Source organism: Amycolatopsis bullii, assembly GCF_014654205.1.
In the GTDB taxonomy this organism is placed as follows: domain Bacteria; phylum Actinomycetota; class Actinomycetes; order Mycobacteriales; family Pseudonocardiaceae; genus Amycolatopsis; species Amycolatopsis plumensis.
The window spans coordinates 74,362-90,291 of record NZ_BNAW01000021.1; the positions used below are offsets into that span (position 1 = coordinate 74,362).

General features: G+C 71.5%; 15 protein-coding genes. 7 read left to right on the forward strand and 8 right to left on the reverse strand.

Annotated elements, in window-relative coordinates; translation table 11 throughout:
- Positions 1–73: 73 nt before the first annotated feature.
- Positions 74–1,537: a hypothetical protein gene (locus IE317_RS23195; RefSeq protein ID WP_191313417.1), complete on the forward strand. Its 1,464-nt coding sequence runs from the start codon at positions 74–76 to the stop codon at positions 1,535–1,537.
- On the opposite strand, the gene IE317_RS23200 is transcribed toward IE317_RS23195, so the two are convergent.
- Complete coding sequence (locus tag IE317_RS23200; protein WP_229902873.1) at positions 1,534–2,070, reverse strand: 2'-5' RNA ligase family protein; 537 nt, start codon at positions 2,068–2,070, stop codon at positions 1,534–1,536. The two genes, IE317_RS23195 and IE317_RS23200, sit on opposite strands and share 4 nt — an antisense overlap.
- 135 nt (positions 2,071–2,205) lie before the next feature.
- Between IE317_RS23200 and IE317_RS23205 the strand changes: the two genes are divergently transcribed.
- On the forward strand, positions 2,206–2,727 hold the full coding sequence (locus IE317_RS23205; RefSeq protein WP_191313421.1) for a MarR family winged helix-turn-helix transcriptional regulator: 522 nt from the start codon (positions 2,206–2,208) through the stop codon (positions 2,725–2,727).
- Positions 2,728–2,843: 116 nt separating this feature from the next.
- Here IE317_RS23205 and IE317_RS23210 read toward each other — a convergent pair whose 3' ends face one another.
- From IE317_RS23210 to IE317_RS23230, 5 genes are all read right to left on the reverse strand, one after another.
- Positions 2,844–3,089, reverse strand: a complete 246-nt coding sequence (locus IE317_RS23210; RefSeq protein WP_191313423.1) for an ATP F0F1 synthase subunit C — start codon at positions 3,087–3,089, stop codon at positions 2,844–2,846.
- Between the two features lie 278 nt (positions 3,090–3,367).
- A complete protein-coding gene (locus IE317_RS23215; protein ID WP_229902874.1) occupies positions 3,368–3,817 on the reverse strand; it encodes a MarR family winged helix-turn-helix transcriptional regulator in 450 nt (149 codons plus the stop codon).
- 81 nt (positions 3,818–3,898) lie between these two features.
- The gene (locus tag IE317_RS23220; RefSeq protein ID WP_191313427.1) at positions 3,899–4,060 is read right to left on the reverse strand and encodes a hypothetical protein; all 162 of its coding nucleotides are present in this window, start codon (positions 4,058–4,060) and stop codon (positions 3,899–3,901) included.
- A gap of 194 nt (positions 4,061–4,254) precedes the next feature.
- Positions 4,255–5,049 (reverse strand): SDR family NAD(P)-dependent oxidoreductase, encoded by a 795-nt coding sequence (locus IE317_RS23225; protein WP_191313429.1) that lies wholly within the window; start codon positions 5,047–5,049, stop codon positions 4,255–4,257.
- Between the two features lie 4 nt (positions 5,050–5,053).
- On the reverse strand, positions 5,054–5,854 hold the full coding sequence (locus IE317_RS23230) for an alpha/beta hydrolase (protein ID WP_191313431.1): 801 nt from the start codon (positions 5,852–5,854) through the stop codon (positions 5,054–5,056).
- Positions 5,855–6,116: 262 nt separating this feature from the next.
- Between IE317_RS23230 and IE317_RS23240 the strand changes: the two genes are divergently transcribed.
- Positions 6,117–6,539, forward strand: coding sequence for a hypothetical protein (locus tag IE317_RS23240; protein ID WP_229902875.1), 423 nt, complete (start codon positions 6,117–6,119; stop codon positions 6,537–6,539).
- A gap of 4 nt (positions 6,540–6,543) precedes the next feature.
- Here IE317_RS23240 and IE317_RS23245 read toward each other — a convergent pair whose 3' ends face one another.
- Positions 6,544–7,083, reverse strand: a complete 540-nt coding sequence (locus tag IE317_RS23245) for an ArsR/SmtB family transcription factor (protein ID WP_191313433.1) — start codon at positions 7,081–7,083, stop codon at positions 6,544–6,546.
- Between the two features lie 58 nt (positions 7,084–7,141).
- Between IE317_RS23245 and IE317_RS23250 the strand changes: the two genes are divergently transcribed.
- Positions 7,142–8,377 (forward strand): MFS transporter, encoded by a 1,236-nt coding sequence (locus IE317_RS23250; RefSeq protein WP_191313435.1) that lies wholly within the window; start codon positions 7,142–7,144, stop codon positions 8,375–8,377.
- A gap of 102 nt (positions 8,378–8,479) precedes the next feature.
- On the opposite strand, the gene IE317_RS23255 is transcribed toward IE317_RS23250, so the two are convergent.
- Positions 8,480–9,865 (reverse strand): endo-1,4-beta-xylanase, encoded by a 1,386-nt coding sequence (locus IE317_RS23255; protein ID WP_191313437.1) that lies wholly within the window; start codon positions 9,863–9,865, stop codon positions 8,480–8,482.
- A gap of 166 nt (positions 9,866–10,031) precedes the next feature.
- Between IE317_RS23255 and IE317_RS23260 the strand changes: the two genes are divergently transcribed.
- From IE317_RS23260 to IE317_RS23270, 3 genes are all read left to right on the forward strand, one after another.
- On the forward strand, positions 10,032–11,690 hold the full coding sequence (locus IE317_RS23260) for an ArnT family glycosyltransferase (RefSeq protein WP_229902876.1): 1,659 nt from the start codon (positions 10,032–10,034) through the stop codon (positions 11,688–11,690).
- The gene (locus IE317_RS23265; RefSeq protein ID WP_191313439.1) at positions 11,687–12,058 is read left to right on the forward strand and encodes a hypothetical protein; all 372 of its coding nucleotides are present in this window, start codon (positions 11,687–11,689) and stop codon (positions 12,056–12,058) included. The genes IE317_RS23260 and IE317_RS23265 overlap by 4 nt, the downstream gene beginning before the upstream one ends.
- Positions 12,059–12,269: 211 nt before the next feature.
- Positions 12,270–15,926 carry a glycoside hydrolase family 3 C-terminal domain-containing protein gene (locus IE317_RS23270; protein ID WP_191313441.1) on the forward strand — a complete coding sequence of 1,219 codons (3,657 nt, stop codon included), beginning with the start codon at positions 12,270–12,272 and terminating at the stop codon, positions 15,924–15,926.
- Positions 15,927–15,930 lie beyond the last annotated feature (4 nt).

The following is a 15,930-nucleotide window of genomic DNA, read 5'->3' on the forward strand; positions in this document are numbered from 1 at the left end:
CCCGACGGCGGTTGCCACGTTGCATGCCACGTTGCAAACTGGGGTCCCCCGCTCCCCACCACGGAGGTCAACGGTGACCGACTTCGATCGACGCGACGTTCTGCGTGCCCTCACCGCGCTGGGCGTGACCGGCGTGACCGCGAGCCTGTTCGGCGGCACCGCCGAGGCGGCCGGCCCGGCCGCCGCCACCGAAGCGGCCGGTGAAAGCCCACTGGACCTGAAGTTCTCGGTCACCGAGCAGTTCCGGCCGTTCGACCTGATCGCGCCCAAGTTCGTCCAGCTCGACTCCCCCGCCCGGCCCGGCGCGCTCGTCAGGACCGGCATCCGGCCGAAGGCGCCGTACGGGACGGTGACCGTGCAGGTGCTCGACGACCGCGCGCCCGTCGTCGCCGGGCTGGCCGGAGCCGGGGTTTCGGTGCTCGGCCGCTACGACGCCGCCGCAGGGCAGGCGGCGATCGAGATCACCACGGCCGCCGGTACCGCCGTGGTCAAGACCGCGGCCGCGGACCTGCGGGCGCCGTTCGGCTTCGCCGTGGTGGTCAACGAGAACGCGGTCACGGTGCTGGCCGACCGGGGCACCGGCTGGCGGCCGCTGCTGACCGAGCGCGACCAGGTCCGGGCCCGGATCGACCTGCGCGACCCCGCCGTGCTGGGCCGGCTGGGCTACGCCTACGGCAGCCGCGCGCGGCTGGGCCGGGTCCGGGCCGGGTACTTCGGTCAGGCCGGCGTCCGCGATCCGCACGTCGTGCAGTACGCCGACGGCCGCCCCTACATCCGCCACGGCAAGCTCTACCTGACCATGACGAACGCCGGTCTCGGGTTCTTCCAGCAGGCGCACTGGGCGGTGTGGACGCTCGACCTGGCCGATCCCACCCGGCTGGAGCAGGTGGCGACGCTGTTCTTCGAGCGCGACGGCGTCGTGCTCGGCGACCACGCCGGCCAGATCGTCCGCGACGGCGACCGCTTCATCCTGCTGATGAGCTCCTGGGGCGATTTCTCGTTCAACGGCGTCCACGTGCGCCACACGGTCACCCGCGAGGACGTGCTGTCGGGCGTGCACGTCCTGCCCACCGAGCAGCTGCCGCTGCCGACGACGGTCAGTTCGTGGGACCCGGCCCTGACGAAGATCGGCGGCCGCTGGCACATCGCGTTCGTCGAAAGCCCGGCGCAGCAACCGGCTTTCGTGTTCCACCCGGCCCTGGCGGCGGCCCCGCGCGGCGCGGACTACGACGAGGGGCTCACGCTGCTGGGTGCCGATTTGTCGGTGAAGCAGACGGAGGGAACGATCCTGCAGCGGGTGGGCGGCCGCTGGTACCTGTTCGCCAGCGACGGTGACGCCCGCGAATACCCGGTGTACGACCTGAGCCTGCGCAAGCTCGGCACGCTGAACGCGCCCTACGGCACCAACATCCCGCACCCGATGCTGGTCCGGATCGGCCACCGCTGGTGGCTGCCGACGTTCAACGGCACCCAGTACGCCGAAGACGTCCTCGGCTACGGCGGCCACGGCGACTTCATCCTGATGCAGTCGAGCTAGAGCGCGAAGTCGGCCACCGTGCGCCACGAGCCCGCGTTCGTGGTGCCGGCGATCAGGCGCACCCGGTCGATGCCGGCCCGGATCGGGAGGCTTGCTTCGACCTCGGCGGCCGCCCTCCTCAGCGCGGCGGTGCCGGCTCGGCGGGTGCTGCCGATCGTCAGGTGCGGGATCACGTCGGGATGTTCTCCGCCGTACGGTGGGCATTCGGGGAACCGGCGCCACACCCGTTCGGTGAGCGCCCGGAAGGGCTCGGGCGGGTCGGGGGCCAGCCAGAGCACCTCCTGCCCGAACCACGCGACCCGGGAGAACACGCACTCGAAGGCGCCGGTCCCGGCCACGGCGGCGGTCAGCTCGCCGGCCACCCCCGGGGTCATCCTGTCGGGTGGGAGGAACGGGTAGAGGACCGTGACGTGGGCCGGCACGCCCCACACCGCCGAGTGGTCCAAGGCCTGGCGATGGGCGCCGACCACCGCGTCCGCCGCCGGGATCGGCACGATGACCGCCGTTTCGGTGGCGCCCGCCAGGTTGTCCACCACCGCATGCTCGCACAGCGGCCGCGATCGACCTCAGCGGTCCCGTTTCGACCCCAGCGGCAGGTCGGCGTCACCCTGGGACAGCGGGCGGCGGCAGGCCCAGCTGCCGTCCGTTTGAGGCCGTACGATCGGGCCATGCCGGACGGATACGGCCTCGCCGAAACCGAAAAGGCGATGTCCGCGCACGTCGCCAAGCTGGCGCTCGACCTGCCCGCCGCGGCGGCCCTGTCGAGCCTGAACCGCGCGGCCAACGCCGTCCGCAACCACCTCACCAACGCGGTGCTGCGCGAGCACGACCTGAGCTGGACGGGCTTCGTCGTGCTGTGGTGCGTGTGGATTTTCGACGGCCTCGAAACCCGGCACGCGGCGACCGTCGCGGCGATCTCCAAGGGCACGCTGACCGGCGTCGCCAAGACCCTGGAGGGCCGCGGCCTGCTGCGCCGCGAGATCGACGCCGCCGACCGGCGGCTGGTGCACCTGGTGCTCACCAGCGAAGGCCTGGCCCTGATGGAGGACCTCTACCCGCGGTTCAACGCCGCCGAGGCCGAGGTGGTCGCCCGCATCAGCGGCGGAAGGCTCACCACGATCACCAACGGCCTGCGAACCATGGTCCAGACGGTCGAGGACAAATCCTGGAAGACCCCTCAGGCCGACTGACCCGCGCCCCAGGCGGCCGGCGCGACGGTTGCCGCGGCTCGACCGAGTGGGAGGAGCCGATTTCGCAGCGGCGAGCGTCCGCGCCCGGGCGGGTGCGCCGGGCGCGGGCGGTGGATTCACCGATTGGACGCGATGAAATACACCACGACCCCGATCAACGCGAGCACTTCGCTCAGAACGAAGGTCGAATACCCCAACGTCTGCAGTTTCCCGCGCGCTTCCGGCTGACGTGCGGTACCATTGATGACGGCCGCGAAGATCAGGCCGACACCGATTCCGGGGCCGATGGCCCCCAATCCGTAGCCGATGGCGGCGAGGCCGGGGTTGATGTTGGCGGTTTGGGCCAGAACAGCTTCGGTCATGGACATCCCCTTCACATCGGTCCACGCGCACGCTCGCGTGGAACAGCGGGCTCGTGCGTCACACCGGATATGGCTCAAAGCCGAGGGAAGGCGCCGGAAAGCGGGGATATTGGTCGGATCGAAGGCAGATCTCGCCGGCCGGGTGGGATTGTCGGTCATCGAGTGGTCCGATCACCATCAGGATATCACGGCAAATCGGATAATGCCGCCGACAATGCCGGCAGTGCGCGGCACCACGGAATCGTACTGTCCATTGTGCTCAGTGGAATGCGTCCGCGTCAGGCGGACGGCGCCCCCAGCGCCTTCAGCAGCAACCGGTGCAACGTCTCCTGCTCACCCGGGCTCAGCCGGGCGAGCAGCTCGCCGTTCACCGCGTTCGAGACCTCTTCGACCTTGCCCACCGTGGCGCGGCCGTGCTCGGTGAGGGTGAGGACGTGCCGGCGGCGATCCTCGGTGTCGCGCTCCCGCGACACCCAGCCCGCCGCCTCCAGCCGGTCGAGCACCTTCACGAGGTCACTGCGGTCCAGGCCGAGCCGGTCGGCGACGCGCTGCTGCGACGGCAGGCCGGACTCGCCGATGCAGACCAGGACGTAGTAGTCGCGGAGGGCGACCCCGTGGCCGGCCAGCTCCGCGTCGATCCGGCCGACGCCGCGGCGGTGCAGCCGGCCCATCACGTAGGTGGGCCAGCGCAGCAGCGCCCGCGGCTGGTCGAGCGGGGAGGCGGACATGCGGGCGAGCATAGGGGCGGCCGCGGGCCGGCACAATTGTAGGTGTTCCCCACAGATGGCCGGCCGGCGGACCGCCCCTGCTCAGCGCCGGCGACCGAGCGCTTCGCGCTTGACGAAGCCGATCACGCCGGTCGCGACGAACAGCACCGCGCCCACGATGATCAGCCAGAACAGCCCCTTGACGACGATGCCGAGCACGACCAGGACGGCCCAGATGACGAGCAGGGCGACGAGGATTCCCATGGCGATTCCCTTCTGAACTTGTCCGGGGAAGTACCCCGCCCGCGCGGCGCCTACTCCCGGACACCCCCTTCCGGGGCAGCACCTCGCCGCGGCTTGGCCGGGATCCGCTTCCCCGAGGTGACGAACAGGAGCACCAGGCCGATGGCGGGGGTCGCGAGCCCCGGAAAAGCGCCAGGCAGACGGCACCGGGACGATCAGTGGATTTCCGCGGCGTAGCCGCCGTCGATGGCGAAAGCCGCGCCGGTGATGTTGCCCGCCACCCGGTCGCTGGCCAGGAACGCGACCAGGTTCGCCACCTCCGCGGGCCGGGTGAACCGCCCGGTGACGGCGTGCCCGGCCGCCTCCTCGGCGACCGCGTCCGGGTTCGCTCCCGTCGTCGCGGCCAGGGTTTCGGCCACGCCACCGGCGCCGAGCCACAGGTCCGTCGCGACCGGGCCCGGGGTGATCGTGTTGACGCGGATCCCGCGTGGCCCGAATTCCTTCGACACCGATTTGGTGAAGCTGACCAGCGCCGCCTTCGCCGCGCTGTAGTCGATCACGCCGGGGTCGGGCAGGACCGCGTTGACCGAGGCGACCGTGACGACGCTCCCCCGGCCGGCGGTCACCATCGTGGGGAGCACCGCCCGGGTGGCCCGGACCGCGCTCAGCAGGTTCAGCGTCACCGACCGCGTCCACTCGTCGTCGGTGACCAGCAGGAAGCCGTTCGGCCTCGGCGTGACCGCGCCGACGTTGTTGACCAGGACGTCGATGCGGCCGAACTCGGCCACGGCCAGCTCGGCCAGCCGGCCGGGACCGTCCGCCGTGCCGAGGTCGACGGCGAGCGCGGGCACCTTCCCCGCCCGGACGAGCGCGTCGAGGTCCGGCTCCGGGACCCGCGCGCCCGCCACGACGTGGGCGCCCTCCGCGACGAGGGTTTCGGTGACGGCCAGCCCGATGCCCCGGCTGGCTCCGGTGACGACGGCGACCGCGCCGTCCAGTCCCAGGTCCACGGGCTCAGATCCCCTGCTCGCGCAGCCAGGCGAGCACGGCGTCGGCGACCTCGCGCCAGCCGCCGTCGATGGTGAGCGAGTGGCCGCGGCCCTCGAACTGCTTCAGCTCGGTGACCGCCGTGGAATCCCGGTACTGCTTGAAGGTCGAGCGGGTGACGACGTCCGGGACGGTGTGGTCCGCCGTCCCGGAGATCAGCAGGAGCGGGCCGCGGTCCGCGCGGTGGGTGTCCACCGCGGCCTGGGAGTGCAGGACGAAGTTCGCGGCCGCGGCCTGGAACAGCGGCCGGGCCGGCGACGGGATCGTCCAGCGCCGGTACAGCTCCGCCGATTCCTCGTCGGTCAGGGCGTTGCCGAAGCCGAACCGGAACTCCTTTTCGGTCAGCGACACCGCGCGGTGGAGGTTCGCCGGGTTGCCCAGTGCAGGCAGGCCCGCGCGCAGCTGGGCCAGCGGCAGCGGCAGGACGCCTTTGATCTGCGCGGGGTCGATGGCGACGCCGGCGAGCCCGATCCCCTGTCCCAGCAGCTTTTCGGTGATCAGGCCGCCGAAGGAGTGCCCGATGAGCACCGGCGGCCGCTCGAGGCCGGCGACGATCGAGGCGAAGTGCTCGGTGGCGTCGTCGATGCCGATGTCCGCGACGGCGTCCGGGTTCGCCCGGGCCAGTTCGACGGTTTCCGGCTCGTGCGGCCAGCCGGGCGCGACGGGCGCGTACCCGGCCCCCCGGAAGTGGTCGGCCCAGGGGGTCCACGACGTGGCGTGCAGCCACAGCCCGTGGATGAACACGACGGGGGTGCCCGGTCCGGCCATCGGATCCTCCAGTTTCGTCCCGGTTGTCCCCGAAGCCAACCCGACGGGCGGCCACCGCGTCCAAGACCTGTTGAGCCCGGATCGATAGCCGTGGTGGCATCGTCGGCGTGGACCTCGACCTCCGGCTGGTGCGGTACTTCGTCACCGTCGCCGACGAACTGCACTTCGGCCGCGCGGCGGCCAAGCTCTTCATCAGCTGCTGCGGCTGGAGCCGTTCCGCCTCGTCGGCCGCCCGGGCGATCCGCGCCGCCCGGCGGTGTCGGTGCACGAGCGGCCGCTCGAGGTCTTCGCCGACGCACCCGGCACGGCGCTCTACAACGTCCACGGCCGGTACCTGAGTTCTCTGGAGCAGCACACCGGCCTGGCGCTGCGCTGGCTGGGCAACCCGGGCACGTTCGACACCTGCCAAGCCGCCCTCACCCGGGCCACGGACAGCGCTTACCTGCTGGAGTTCGCCAGCTACGCCCGGCGGTACGCCGAGCTCGGGATCCCGGCGTACCGGCCGCTGGAGCTGCAGCCGGTGTACCCGTGGTCGCTGGCGTGGCGGCAGGGCGAGCAGCCGGACAGCGTCCGGGCGTTCCTGGACGTGGCCCTGGAGGTCGCCGCACGGCAGCACTGGCTGCATCCCGAACGGGCGGACGGGGTGCCGCTGTGGGCGCCGCCGGAGGACCTCGCCGTCGCGTGAGGAGCTACTCCGCCAGGCGGTGCAGCACGATCATCCCGCCGTGGGCCGGTTCGGCGGACCGCTCGTCGTCGGTCGAGACGTACCGCTCGACCAGCGCGACGATGCCGCGCTGCAGCTCCGCCGCGTCTTCGGCGGACAGGTGGACGGCGAAGCGGAGGAAGAGGCGCACCGAGTCGGGGCCCGCCGCCCGCAGCTCGTCCTGGACGGCTTCGATGGGCGCCAGGGCGGCGTCGAACTCGGTGTTCGGCGGGTCGTCCAGCCACCACGACCGCGCCTTCGCGCGGTAGGGCTTCTCCAGCGCGCCGCTGTCGCCGGTGCGGACGGGCGCCGGCTCGAGCAGGCCCGCCTCGAGCAGCTGGCGCACGTGGTACAGCACGGTCCCCGGATCGCGCCCCAGCCGGTCGGCGAGCTGCTTGTTGGTCAGCTCGCCCTGCCAGCACAGCCGCAGGATGCGCAGCCGCAGCGGGTGCGCCAGGGCCTTGGCCTCGCTGACCGTGGCCTCGCGTCGCGGCATCGACGAGGAAGCATCTGCGGGTTCGGCCATGAGCGAAGGTTAGTGCAGACCGATGGACTTTTCTCCATCGATGTGAAATTCTCCACCGATGCGGACACCGCTCGGCGGGAAGTACTGGCGGCTGTGGACGTCGGCCGCGCTGTCCAACCTCGCGGACGGGATCCTCAAGTTCGCCCTGCCGCTGCTGGCGATCGGCTACACGCGATCGCCGCCCCTGGTCGCCGGGCTGACGCTCGCGTTCACGCTGCCGTGGCTGGTCTTCGCGTTGCCGGCGGGCGCGATCGCCGACCGCCGGGACCGCCGCTCCCTGATGCTGCTCGCGAACGCCGTCCGCGCCACCCTGCTCACCGGGCTGCTGGCGGCCGTGCTGCTCGACGCCGGTTCGATCTGGCTGCTGTACGTCGCCGCGCTCGGCACCGGGATCGCGGAAACGTGCTACGACACCGCGTCCCAGGCGATCGTGCCGCAGCTGGTCGGGCGCGACAAGCTGCCGAGAGCGAACAGCCGGCTGTACGCGGCCGAGACGACGGCGCTGGAACTCGCCGGTCCCCCGGTAGCGGGTCTGCTGGTCGCCGCCGCGGCGGCACTGTCGCTGGCGACGCCGATCGTCCTCTGGGTGGCAGCGGTCGTCGTCCTCCTGTCCGTCCGCGGCTCGTTCCGGGCGGCGACCACCGATCGGCGCCCGCACCTGCGCACGGAGATCGCCGAGGGACTGCGGTTCGTGTGGCGCACCGGCATCCTGCGCACGTTCACCGTGATGACGGGGGTCTTCAACTTCGCCAGCAGCGCGATCATGGCCGTCCTCGTGCTGTACGCGGTGGGCCCGGCCTCGGCGATGGGGCTGTCGGAGGCGGCCTACGGCTGGCTGCTCAGCCTCATCGCCGCGGGCTGCCTCGCCGGATCCTTCGTCGCCGAGCCGGCCGAGCGCGTGCTGGGCCCGGCACGCGCCATCGGCCTGGCCTTCTTCCTCGGCGCCGCGTCGCTGGGTGCGCCGGCGTTGACGACCGACCCGGTGCTCATCGGCGCCGCCTTCTTCGCCGGCGGTGTCGGCCTCATCGTCTCCAACGTCACGACGGTCTCCCTGCGCCAGCGGATCACGCCGGACCGGCTTCTGGGGCGCGCCAACAGTTCCCACCGCCTGGTGGCCTACGGCACGCGGCCCCTGGGCGCGCTCGCGGGCGGGCTGCTCGCCCAGGGCTTCGGGCTGCCGACGGTGTTCGCGGTGATGAGCCTGCTGGCCATGTCGACCGTTTTCGGCGCGACGAAGGTGACCGCCGAGGCGGTGGCCGAAGCCGAACGCGACGCCTCGGACAGCCCGGTCTAGCCGTCGCCGGTGACCGCGGCGGCCGCCGGCGGCCCCTCGTGAGTGGGAAACAGGGTTGGAACACTGTTTCCCACTCACGAGGGGGTCAGGGCACCACGGTCGTCAGGCGCTGCAGCTGACGCTGGGCCAGTTCCAGTTCCCGTTCGCCATGATGGTGACGCCCCAGTTGTTGCCGCTGCCGTTCGGCTTCGCGATCAGCACCTGGCTGCTGGGCCAGCTGGCGTTGATGTTCCAGGTGGTGCTGATCCGCGCGGGGCTGGGCACGTTCATCGTGACCGTCCACGACGACGAGCCGCTGACCGAGACGTTGAGGTTGTACCGGTCACCCCAGGACTGCCCCGCCGAAAGCGTTGCGGTGCACCCGCCCCCGCCCGGTGTCGTGGGCGTGGTCGTCGGGGTCGTGGTGTCGGTCGGGGTGGTCGTGGGTGTGGTGGGGGTCGTGGTCGGGCCGGGACCGGCGGCGTTGAGGGCGTTCAGCACCGAGTTGTAGGCGGCCTTCTTGTTGCCGTTGCCGTCGAACAGCAGCGGGCTTTCGGACGAACGCCAGGAATCGCTGTCCCGCACGCCCCACACCGTGATGCCGACGCAGCGCGCGACGTTCATGCACGCCTGGGTCAGCGCCGAGTACTGCGAGGTGTTCGCGTTCGTGACGTCGACCTCGGTGAGCGCCACGTCGACGCCGAGCGCCGCGAAGCTGGAGATCGTCTGCTGGAAATTGCCCGGCACCGAGCTGCCGCCGGTGAAGTGGGCCTGCAGGCCGACGCAGTCGATCGGCACGCCGCGGGACTTGAAGTCCTGGACCATCCGGTAGACGCCCTGGGTCTTGCCGTAGCTCCAGTTGTCGATGTTGTAGTCGTTGTAGCAGAGCTTGGTCGACGGGTCGGCCGCGCGCGCGGTCCGGAACGCGACCTCGATCCAGTCGTTGCCGGTGCTCTGCAGGTTGGACTGCCGCCGGCTGCCGTCTTCGTTGAAAGCTTCGTTGACGACGTCCCAGTAGGCGAGTTTGCCCTGGTAGTGGGCCATCACCTTCTGGATGTGGTTGATCATCGCGTTGCGGAGGTTGCTGCCGCCCATGTTCTGCATCCAGCCCGGTTGCTGCGCGTGCCAGGCGAGGGTGTGCCCGCGGACCCTCGAGCCGTGGCTGACCGCCCAGTTGTAGATCTGGTCACCGGACGAGAAGTTGAACTGGTTCTGGTTGGGCTCGGTCGCGTCCGGCTTCATCTCGTTCTCGGGCGTCACCATGTTGAACTCGCGCGCCGCGATCGTGGTGTAGGCCGAGTTGCTGAGCCGCCCGGCGGCGATCGCCGTGCCGAAGTACCGGCCGGACTGCGCGGCCGCGGCGCCCAGCGTACTGGCCGCGGCGTCGGCGCCGGGCGCCGTCACCAGAACGGTTGCGGTCGCGGCCACACTGGCCACGCCGGCCAGCACTCGAGTGGTCGCCGACCGCCACCAGCGCCTGCGGCGCAGGTCCGACGAACTTTCCGCCATTCCGTGGTCTCCTTCGTGAAAGTTCCCCCGTGTCAGCAGGACAACACGCCGCCGGAGCACCGCGCAAAAAGTTTCGAACGACTTTCGAATCGGCGCGCCCCCGCCTGGCCGAACCGGTGAAAATTACCCGCGGCCAACCACCGCCGCCGCCGGACGTCCCCAGGAGGTGATCATCGAAGCGATCCGGGAGGACGTGCCGCCGCCGGACGGCGCCCGGCCACCGGGCCGGTGGCGGCGGTGGCTGCTCGCCTTCGCCGTGGTCGCGCTGCTCGCCGAGATGGCGATCGCGATGGTCACGACGGCCGTCGAGCAGACCCCGACCATCGACGAACCGGTCTACGTCGGCGCGGCGGTCTTTTCGCTGGAGCACCACAGCCTGCGGTACAACCCCGAGCACCCGCCGCTGGGCAAGCTGCTCATCGCCACCGGGCTCGCCTTCGCGGACGTGCCCGTCGACGCCGGTTTCGCCGGTGACCAGACCCGGCTCGGCCGGTACGTGCTGTACGAATCGGGCCACGACCCGGGCCGGCTGCTGCTCCTGGCGCGGCTGCCGGTGATCGTGCTGACGCTGCTGTTCGGGCTGGTCGTCTTCGCCTTCGCCCGCGATCTGGCCGGGCCGGCCGGCGGCGTGGTGGCGCTGGCCCTGTATGCGCTTTCCCCCGACCTCATCGCACACGGGTCGCTGGCCACCCTCGACGTGCCGGTGGCCGGCTTCCTGGTGACGTCGGCCTGGCTGCTGTGGCGGGCCCGTGAGCGCCCGGGCCGCTACCTCCCGTTCGCGGGACTGGCCTTGGGCGCGGCCGTGGCCACGAAGATGAGCGCGCTGGCCGCGGTTCCGGTGGTGCTGCTGCTGGTCGTGCTGTCCGTCCGGCACACCCGCCGTCCACAGCGGACGTTCCGGCGCCTCGGGACCGGTGTGGCGGCGGCCGCCGGTGTCGCGCTGATCGCGATCGCCGTGGTGTGGATTTCCTACCTGGTCGTCGATCCGCGGCTGCGCTGGGCACCGCCACCCGGCCTGCCGCCGTCCGAAGGCCTGCGCGCGCTCGCCGGCCTGCTGCCGCTGCCCGAGCCGTACCTCGACGGCATGCGCGTCCAGTTCGGCTTCGAAGACCAGGTGTGGACCACGTTCCTGTTCGGCAGCGTGCACGTCGGTGCGCTGTGGTACTACCTCCCGGCCGCGCTGCCGGTGAAGACCCCGCTGGGCACGCTGGCCCTCTGGGTGGCGGGCGTCGTCGCGCTCGTGGCGGTGCCCCGGCTGCGCCCGGCGGTCCCCTACGTGCTTCTCCCCGCTGCCGTGCTGCTGGCCGCGGCCATGACCGGCAGCCGCGACCTGGGTGTCCGGTACGCGCTTTTCGTGCCGATGTTCCTGGTGATCGCGGCCGCGGGGGTGGTCGCCGTCCGCCGCCGGTGGGCGCCGGTCGCCGTGGTGGCCCTGGTCGCGTTCACGGCGGTCAGCTCGCTGCGGGCCTTCCCGTACTACCTCCCGTATTCGAACGAGGCGTTCGGCGGCCCGGAGCAGACCCACCGGCAGCTGCACGACTCGAACGTCGACTGGGGCCAGGACCTGGGCCGGCTGGCGGACCGCCTGCGGCAGCACTACCCGGGTGAGCGGGTGTGGCTGGTGTACAAGGGCAGCGGGGTGCCGTCGTATTACGGCATCGACGCGGCCGATCCGCTGGCCGTCCCGCCGGACGCGGTGCACGGCCTGCTGGTGGTCTCGGATTCGGCGATCGCCAAGGCGGACGGCCGGCTTGCGGAGCTGCTGCGCACGACCACGCCGATCGACGAGGTCGGCCACTCCATCACGATCGGACGTCGCCCGTGAATCCCCAGCCCGAGCTCGGCCCGGTACCGCGTCGACAGCTCCGCTCCGGCCAGGTGTGGCTGATCGGCGTCCCGTTCAACCTGCTGCTGGCCGTGCTGTGCGCGTACCCGGTCCGGTTCGCGATGGTGGCGGCGCAGATCATCGCGGGTGAGCTCGGCTGGGTCCCGGTCGACTCGGCGCTGGTCGACGACGGCGTGGACATCGCGCTCATGTTCTACCTGGCCCCGGCCGTGTTCGCCGGGCTGGTGGTCTTCGGCCTCAACGCCTTGTTCGCGTTCCGCGCGCCGGAGCTGAAGCGGGGCCGCTACTGGCTCGCGGTGGCGCTGCTGATCGTGGTTCCCGACGTCCTGTACTGGAACCTTCGCTAGGGCACCGGCTTCCTCCGGCGGCGATGTCCGGTGAAATTTTCAGCCGCCGCCGGGCTCCGGCCAGCGGTGACGCCGCAGCGGTGGTGAATGGCTTGCCAGAACCGGGACCCTTGCGAACGATGGTGACGGACCAGCCCGTGCACCGGCGGTTCCCCGCGCCCGGCAACGCACCGGAGCACCCAGCCCATCGACCTTCTGCAACGGAGATCCGATGTCCTTGCGCTTCCCCGGACGGCGACGGGTACGGCTGACCGCCGCTCCCCTGCTCGCCGTCACGGTCACCGCGGCCACGCTCGTCCCGGCCGCGTCGGCGGCTCCCGCCCAGCCGGCCACGCTGCCGGTCTACCGCGACACCCACTACAGCTTCGCCGAGCGGGCCGCCGACCTCGTCGCCCGCATGACGCTGCCCGAAAAGGCGCTGCAGCTGCGCACCAACAGCGCACCCGCCATCCCGCGGCTCGGCGTGCAGCAGTACACGTACTGGAGCGAGGGCCAGCACGGGCTCAACACGCTCGGCGCGAACACCGACGACGGCCCGGCGACCGGCGGCGTGCACGCCACGAGCTTCCCGACGAACCTCGCGAGCACCATGTCCTGGGACCCGGAGCTGATCCACCAGGAGACCACGGCGATCTCCGACGAGGCCCGCGGCATGCTGGACAAGTCGCTGTGGGGCGTCGCGCAGAACAACATCGGTCCCGACAAGAACAACTACGGCTCCCTGACCTACTGGGCGCCGACGGTGAACCTCGACCGCGATCCCCGGTGGGGCCGCACCGACGAAGGCTTCGGCGAGGACCCGTTCCTGGTCGCGAAGATGGCCGGCGCGTTCGTCAACGGCTACCAGGGCCAGACCGCCTCCGGCCGGCCGACGACCCCGTACCTCAAGGTCGCGGCCACCGCCAAGCACTACGCGCTCAACGACGTCGAGAACGACCGGCACGCGGACTCCTCGGACACGACCGAGGCCAACATCCGCGACTACTACACCCGGCAGTTCCGGCACCTGATCCAGGACGCGCACGTGTCCGGCCTGATGACCTCGTACAACGCGATCAACGGCACGCCGTCACCGGCCGACACCTACACGGCGAACGCCATCGCCCAGCGCACCTACGGGTTCGACGGCTACACCACGTCCGACTGCGGCGCGGTCGGCGACGTCTACGCACCCGGCAGCCACAACTGGGCGCCGCCGGGGTGGACCACGGCCACCGCAAACGGCGGAACGCGGTGGACGAACACCACGACCGGCCAGCAGGTTTCCGGCGCCGCCGGCGGCCAGGCGTACGCGCTGCGGGCAGGCACCCAGCTCAACTGCACCGGCACGGAAGCCACCGTGGCCAACATCGAAGAGGCCATCAAGGCCGGGGTGCTGTCCGAGGGCGTGCTCGACAACGCGCTGGTGCACGTGTTCACCACGCGGATGCAGACCGGCGAGTTCGACCCGCCGGACCGGGTGGCGTACACGAAGATCACCAAGGACGTCATCCAGAGCGCCGAGCACCAGGCGCTGGCCGCGAAGGTCGCCGCGAACTCGCTGGTCCTGCTGAAGAACGACCCGGTCGCGGGCACCCAGGCCCCGCTGCTGCCCGCCGATCCGGCGAAGCTCGGCAAGGTGGTCGTCGTCGGCGATCTCGCGAACAAGGTCACCCTCGGCGGCTACTCCGGCGAGCCGGCGCTCCAGGTGAACGCGGTGCAGGGCATCACGTCCGCGGTCAAGGCCGCCCGCCCGGACGCCACGGTCACCTTCGACGCGTGCGGCACCTCCACCGGCACGACCACGGCGGCGAGCTGCTCGGCCGAGACGCTGGCCGCGATGAAGACGGCCGACCTGGTCGTGGTGTTCGTGGGCACCGACGGGAGCGTGGCCACCGAGGGCCGGGACCGCACCACGATCGCCATGCCGGGCAACTACGACTCGCTGATCGACCAGGTCAAGGCGGCCGGCAACCCGCGGACCGCGCTGGCCGTCCAGGCGGGCGGCGCGGTGTCCCTCGGCCACGCCGAAGGCATTCCGGGCATCGTGTTCAGCTCGTACAACGGCGAAAGCCAGGGCACCGCGCTGGCCGACGTGCTGTTCGGCAAGCAGAACGCGAGCGGGCACCTGAACTTCACCTGGTACGCCGACGACGCGCAGCTGCCCGCGATGAAGAACTACGGGCTGACGCCGTCGCAGACCGGCGGCCTCGGCCGTACGTACCAGTACTTCACCGGCACGCCGGCCTACCCGTTCGGCTACGGCCTCTCCTACTCGAAGTTCACCTACTCCCGGGTGCACGCGGACACGAAGGCCGTCAACGCGAACGGGCAGGTGACGGTGCACGTCGACGTGACCAACACCGGCAGTTCGCCGGGCGCCACCGTGGCCCAGCTGTACGCGGCCACGGCGTTCAGCGTGCCCGGTGTCGAACTGCCGCGGCAGCGGCTGGCCGGCTTCGAGAAGACGAAGGTGCTCGCCCCGGGCCAGACCCAGCACGTGGCCATCCCGGTGCGGATCAGCGACCTGTCCTTCTGGGACGAGGGGAAGCGCCGCGAAGTGGTGTACCCCGGCCAGTACAAGTTCGGTGTGGGCGCCGACTCGGCTCACCTCGCCGGCACCGCCGCGGTGGCCGTCACCGGTGCCCTCACGCCGAGGACGAAGTACGTGACCGTGCAGCCCGGCCAGGTCGTCTTCGCGCCCGGCCAGCGCCTCGACCTGACCGCGAAGAACCCGTGGATCGCCGACGACACCGCCCAGGCGGCTCAGCACGTGCCCGCCGACCACATCGTCGAAGCGGTGCACGACGACCAGTCGTTCGTCGACCTCGCGAAGGCCCGGATCGCCTACCGCAGCAGCGATCCGCGCGTGGCCCAGGTGAACCGCGACGGCCAGGTGACCATGGTGGCGCCCGGTGTCGCGACCATCAGCGTCACGGTCGACGGCGTCACCGGCACCACGCCGGTCGTCGTGGAGCAGCCGTTCACCCTCACCGCACCGGCGCAGGTCAAGGCAGGGACGACGTACACCGCCACGACCACCCTGCCCAACCCGGCGGGCGCCCGGCCGCTGCGTGACGTCGCCCTGACGCTGAGCGTGCCGGCCGGCTGGACCGTGAAGGCCACCTCGCCGTCCACCTTCGCCACCGTGCCCGCCGGGCAGACGGTGCGCACGACGTGGGAGATCGGCGTGCCGGCCTCGGCGCAACCCGGCAAGTTCGACGTCTCCGCGCAGGCGACGTTCACGTCTGCCAACGGCCGGGGCACGTCGGTCGACGCGACCACCGTGCTGCTGCCGCACCCGCCGTACCCGTCGCTGGCCGCGGCCCGCAACAACGTGGGCATCAGTGACGACGCCACGCCCGGCGCGGGCAACTTCGACGGCGGCAACGCCAGCTTCTCCGCGCAGGCACTGGCCGCGGCGACGCCCAGCCTGACGCCGGGAGCGACGTTCACCCACGACGGGCTGACGTTCACCTGGCCGGACGCGAAGCCGGGTGAGCCGGACAACGTGGTCGCGGGCAGTTCGGCAGGCGGCCAGACGATCGCGCTCTCCGGCTCCGGCACGACGCTGGGCCTGATCGGCGCGGGTGACTACGGCAGCCCGAGCGGAACGGCCACGGTGACGTACACGGACGGGACGACCGAGTCGCACTCGGTGAGTTTCGCGGACTGGTGGTCCAACGCGGCCACCGGCGGCGACATCCTCACCACGCTGCCGTACCTCAACAACAGCAACGGGCGGCTGGACCAGCGGGTGAGCCTGTACTACGCCCCGATCCCGCTGCAGCCGGGCAAGACCGTGCAGTACCTGACCCTGCCCGACGTCAGCGACGGCGCGAACATGGGCACCGCGGCGATGCACATCTTCACCGTCGCCATCGGCTGACCGA

What these genes read in the sequence shown, in the direction of transcription:
- IE317_RS23205 (WP_191313421.1), top strand. Translation starts at nt 2,206, where the DNA reads ATGCCGGACGGATACGGCCTCGCCGAAACCGAAAAGGCGATGTCCGCG.
- IE317_RS23210 (WP_191313423.1), bottom strand. Translation starts at nt 3,089, where the DNA reads ATGACCGAAGCTGTTCTGGCCCAAACCGCCAACATCAACCCCGGCCTC.
- IE317_RS23215 (WP_229902874.1), bottom strand. Translation starts at nt 3,817, where the DNA reads ATGTCCGCCTCCCCGCTCGACCAGCCGCGGGCGCTGCTGCGCTGGCCC.
- IE317_RS23220 (WP_191313427.1), bottom strand. Translation starts at nt 4,060, where the DNA reads ATGGGAATCCTCGTCGCCCTGCTCGTCATCTGGGCCGTCCTGGTCGTG.
- IE317_RS23230 (WP_191313431.1), bottom strand. Translation starts at nt 5,854, where the DNA reads ATGGCCGGACCGGGCACCCCCGTCGTGTTCATCCACGGGCTGTGGCTG.
- IE317_RS23245 (WP_191313433.1), bottom strand. Translation starts at nt 7,083, where the DNA reads ATGGCCGAACCCGCAGATGCTTCCTCGTCGATGCCGCGACGCGAGGCC.
- IE317_RS23250 (WP_191313435.1), top strand. Translation starts at nt 7,142, where the DNA reads ATGCGGACACCGCTCGGCGGGAAGTACTGGCGGCTGTGGACGTCGGCC.
- IE317_RS23255 (WP_191313437.1), bottom strand. Translation starts at nt 9,865, where the DNA reads ATGGCGGAAAGTTCGTCGGACCTGCGCCGCAGGCGCTGGTGGCGGTCG.
- IE317_RS23270 (WP_191313441.1), top strand. Translation starts at nt 12,270, where the DNA reads ATGTCCTTGCGCTTCCCCGGACGGCGACGGGTACGGCTGACCGCCGCT.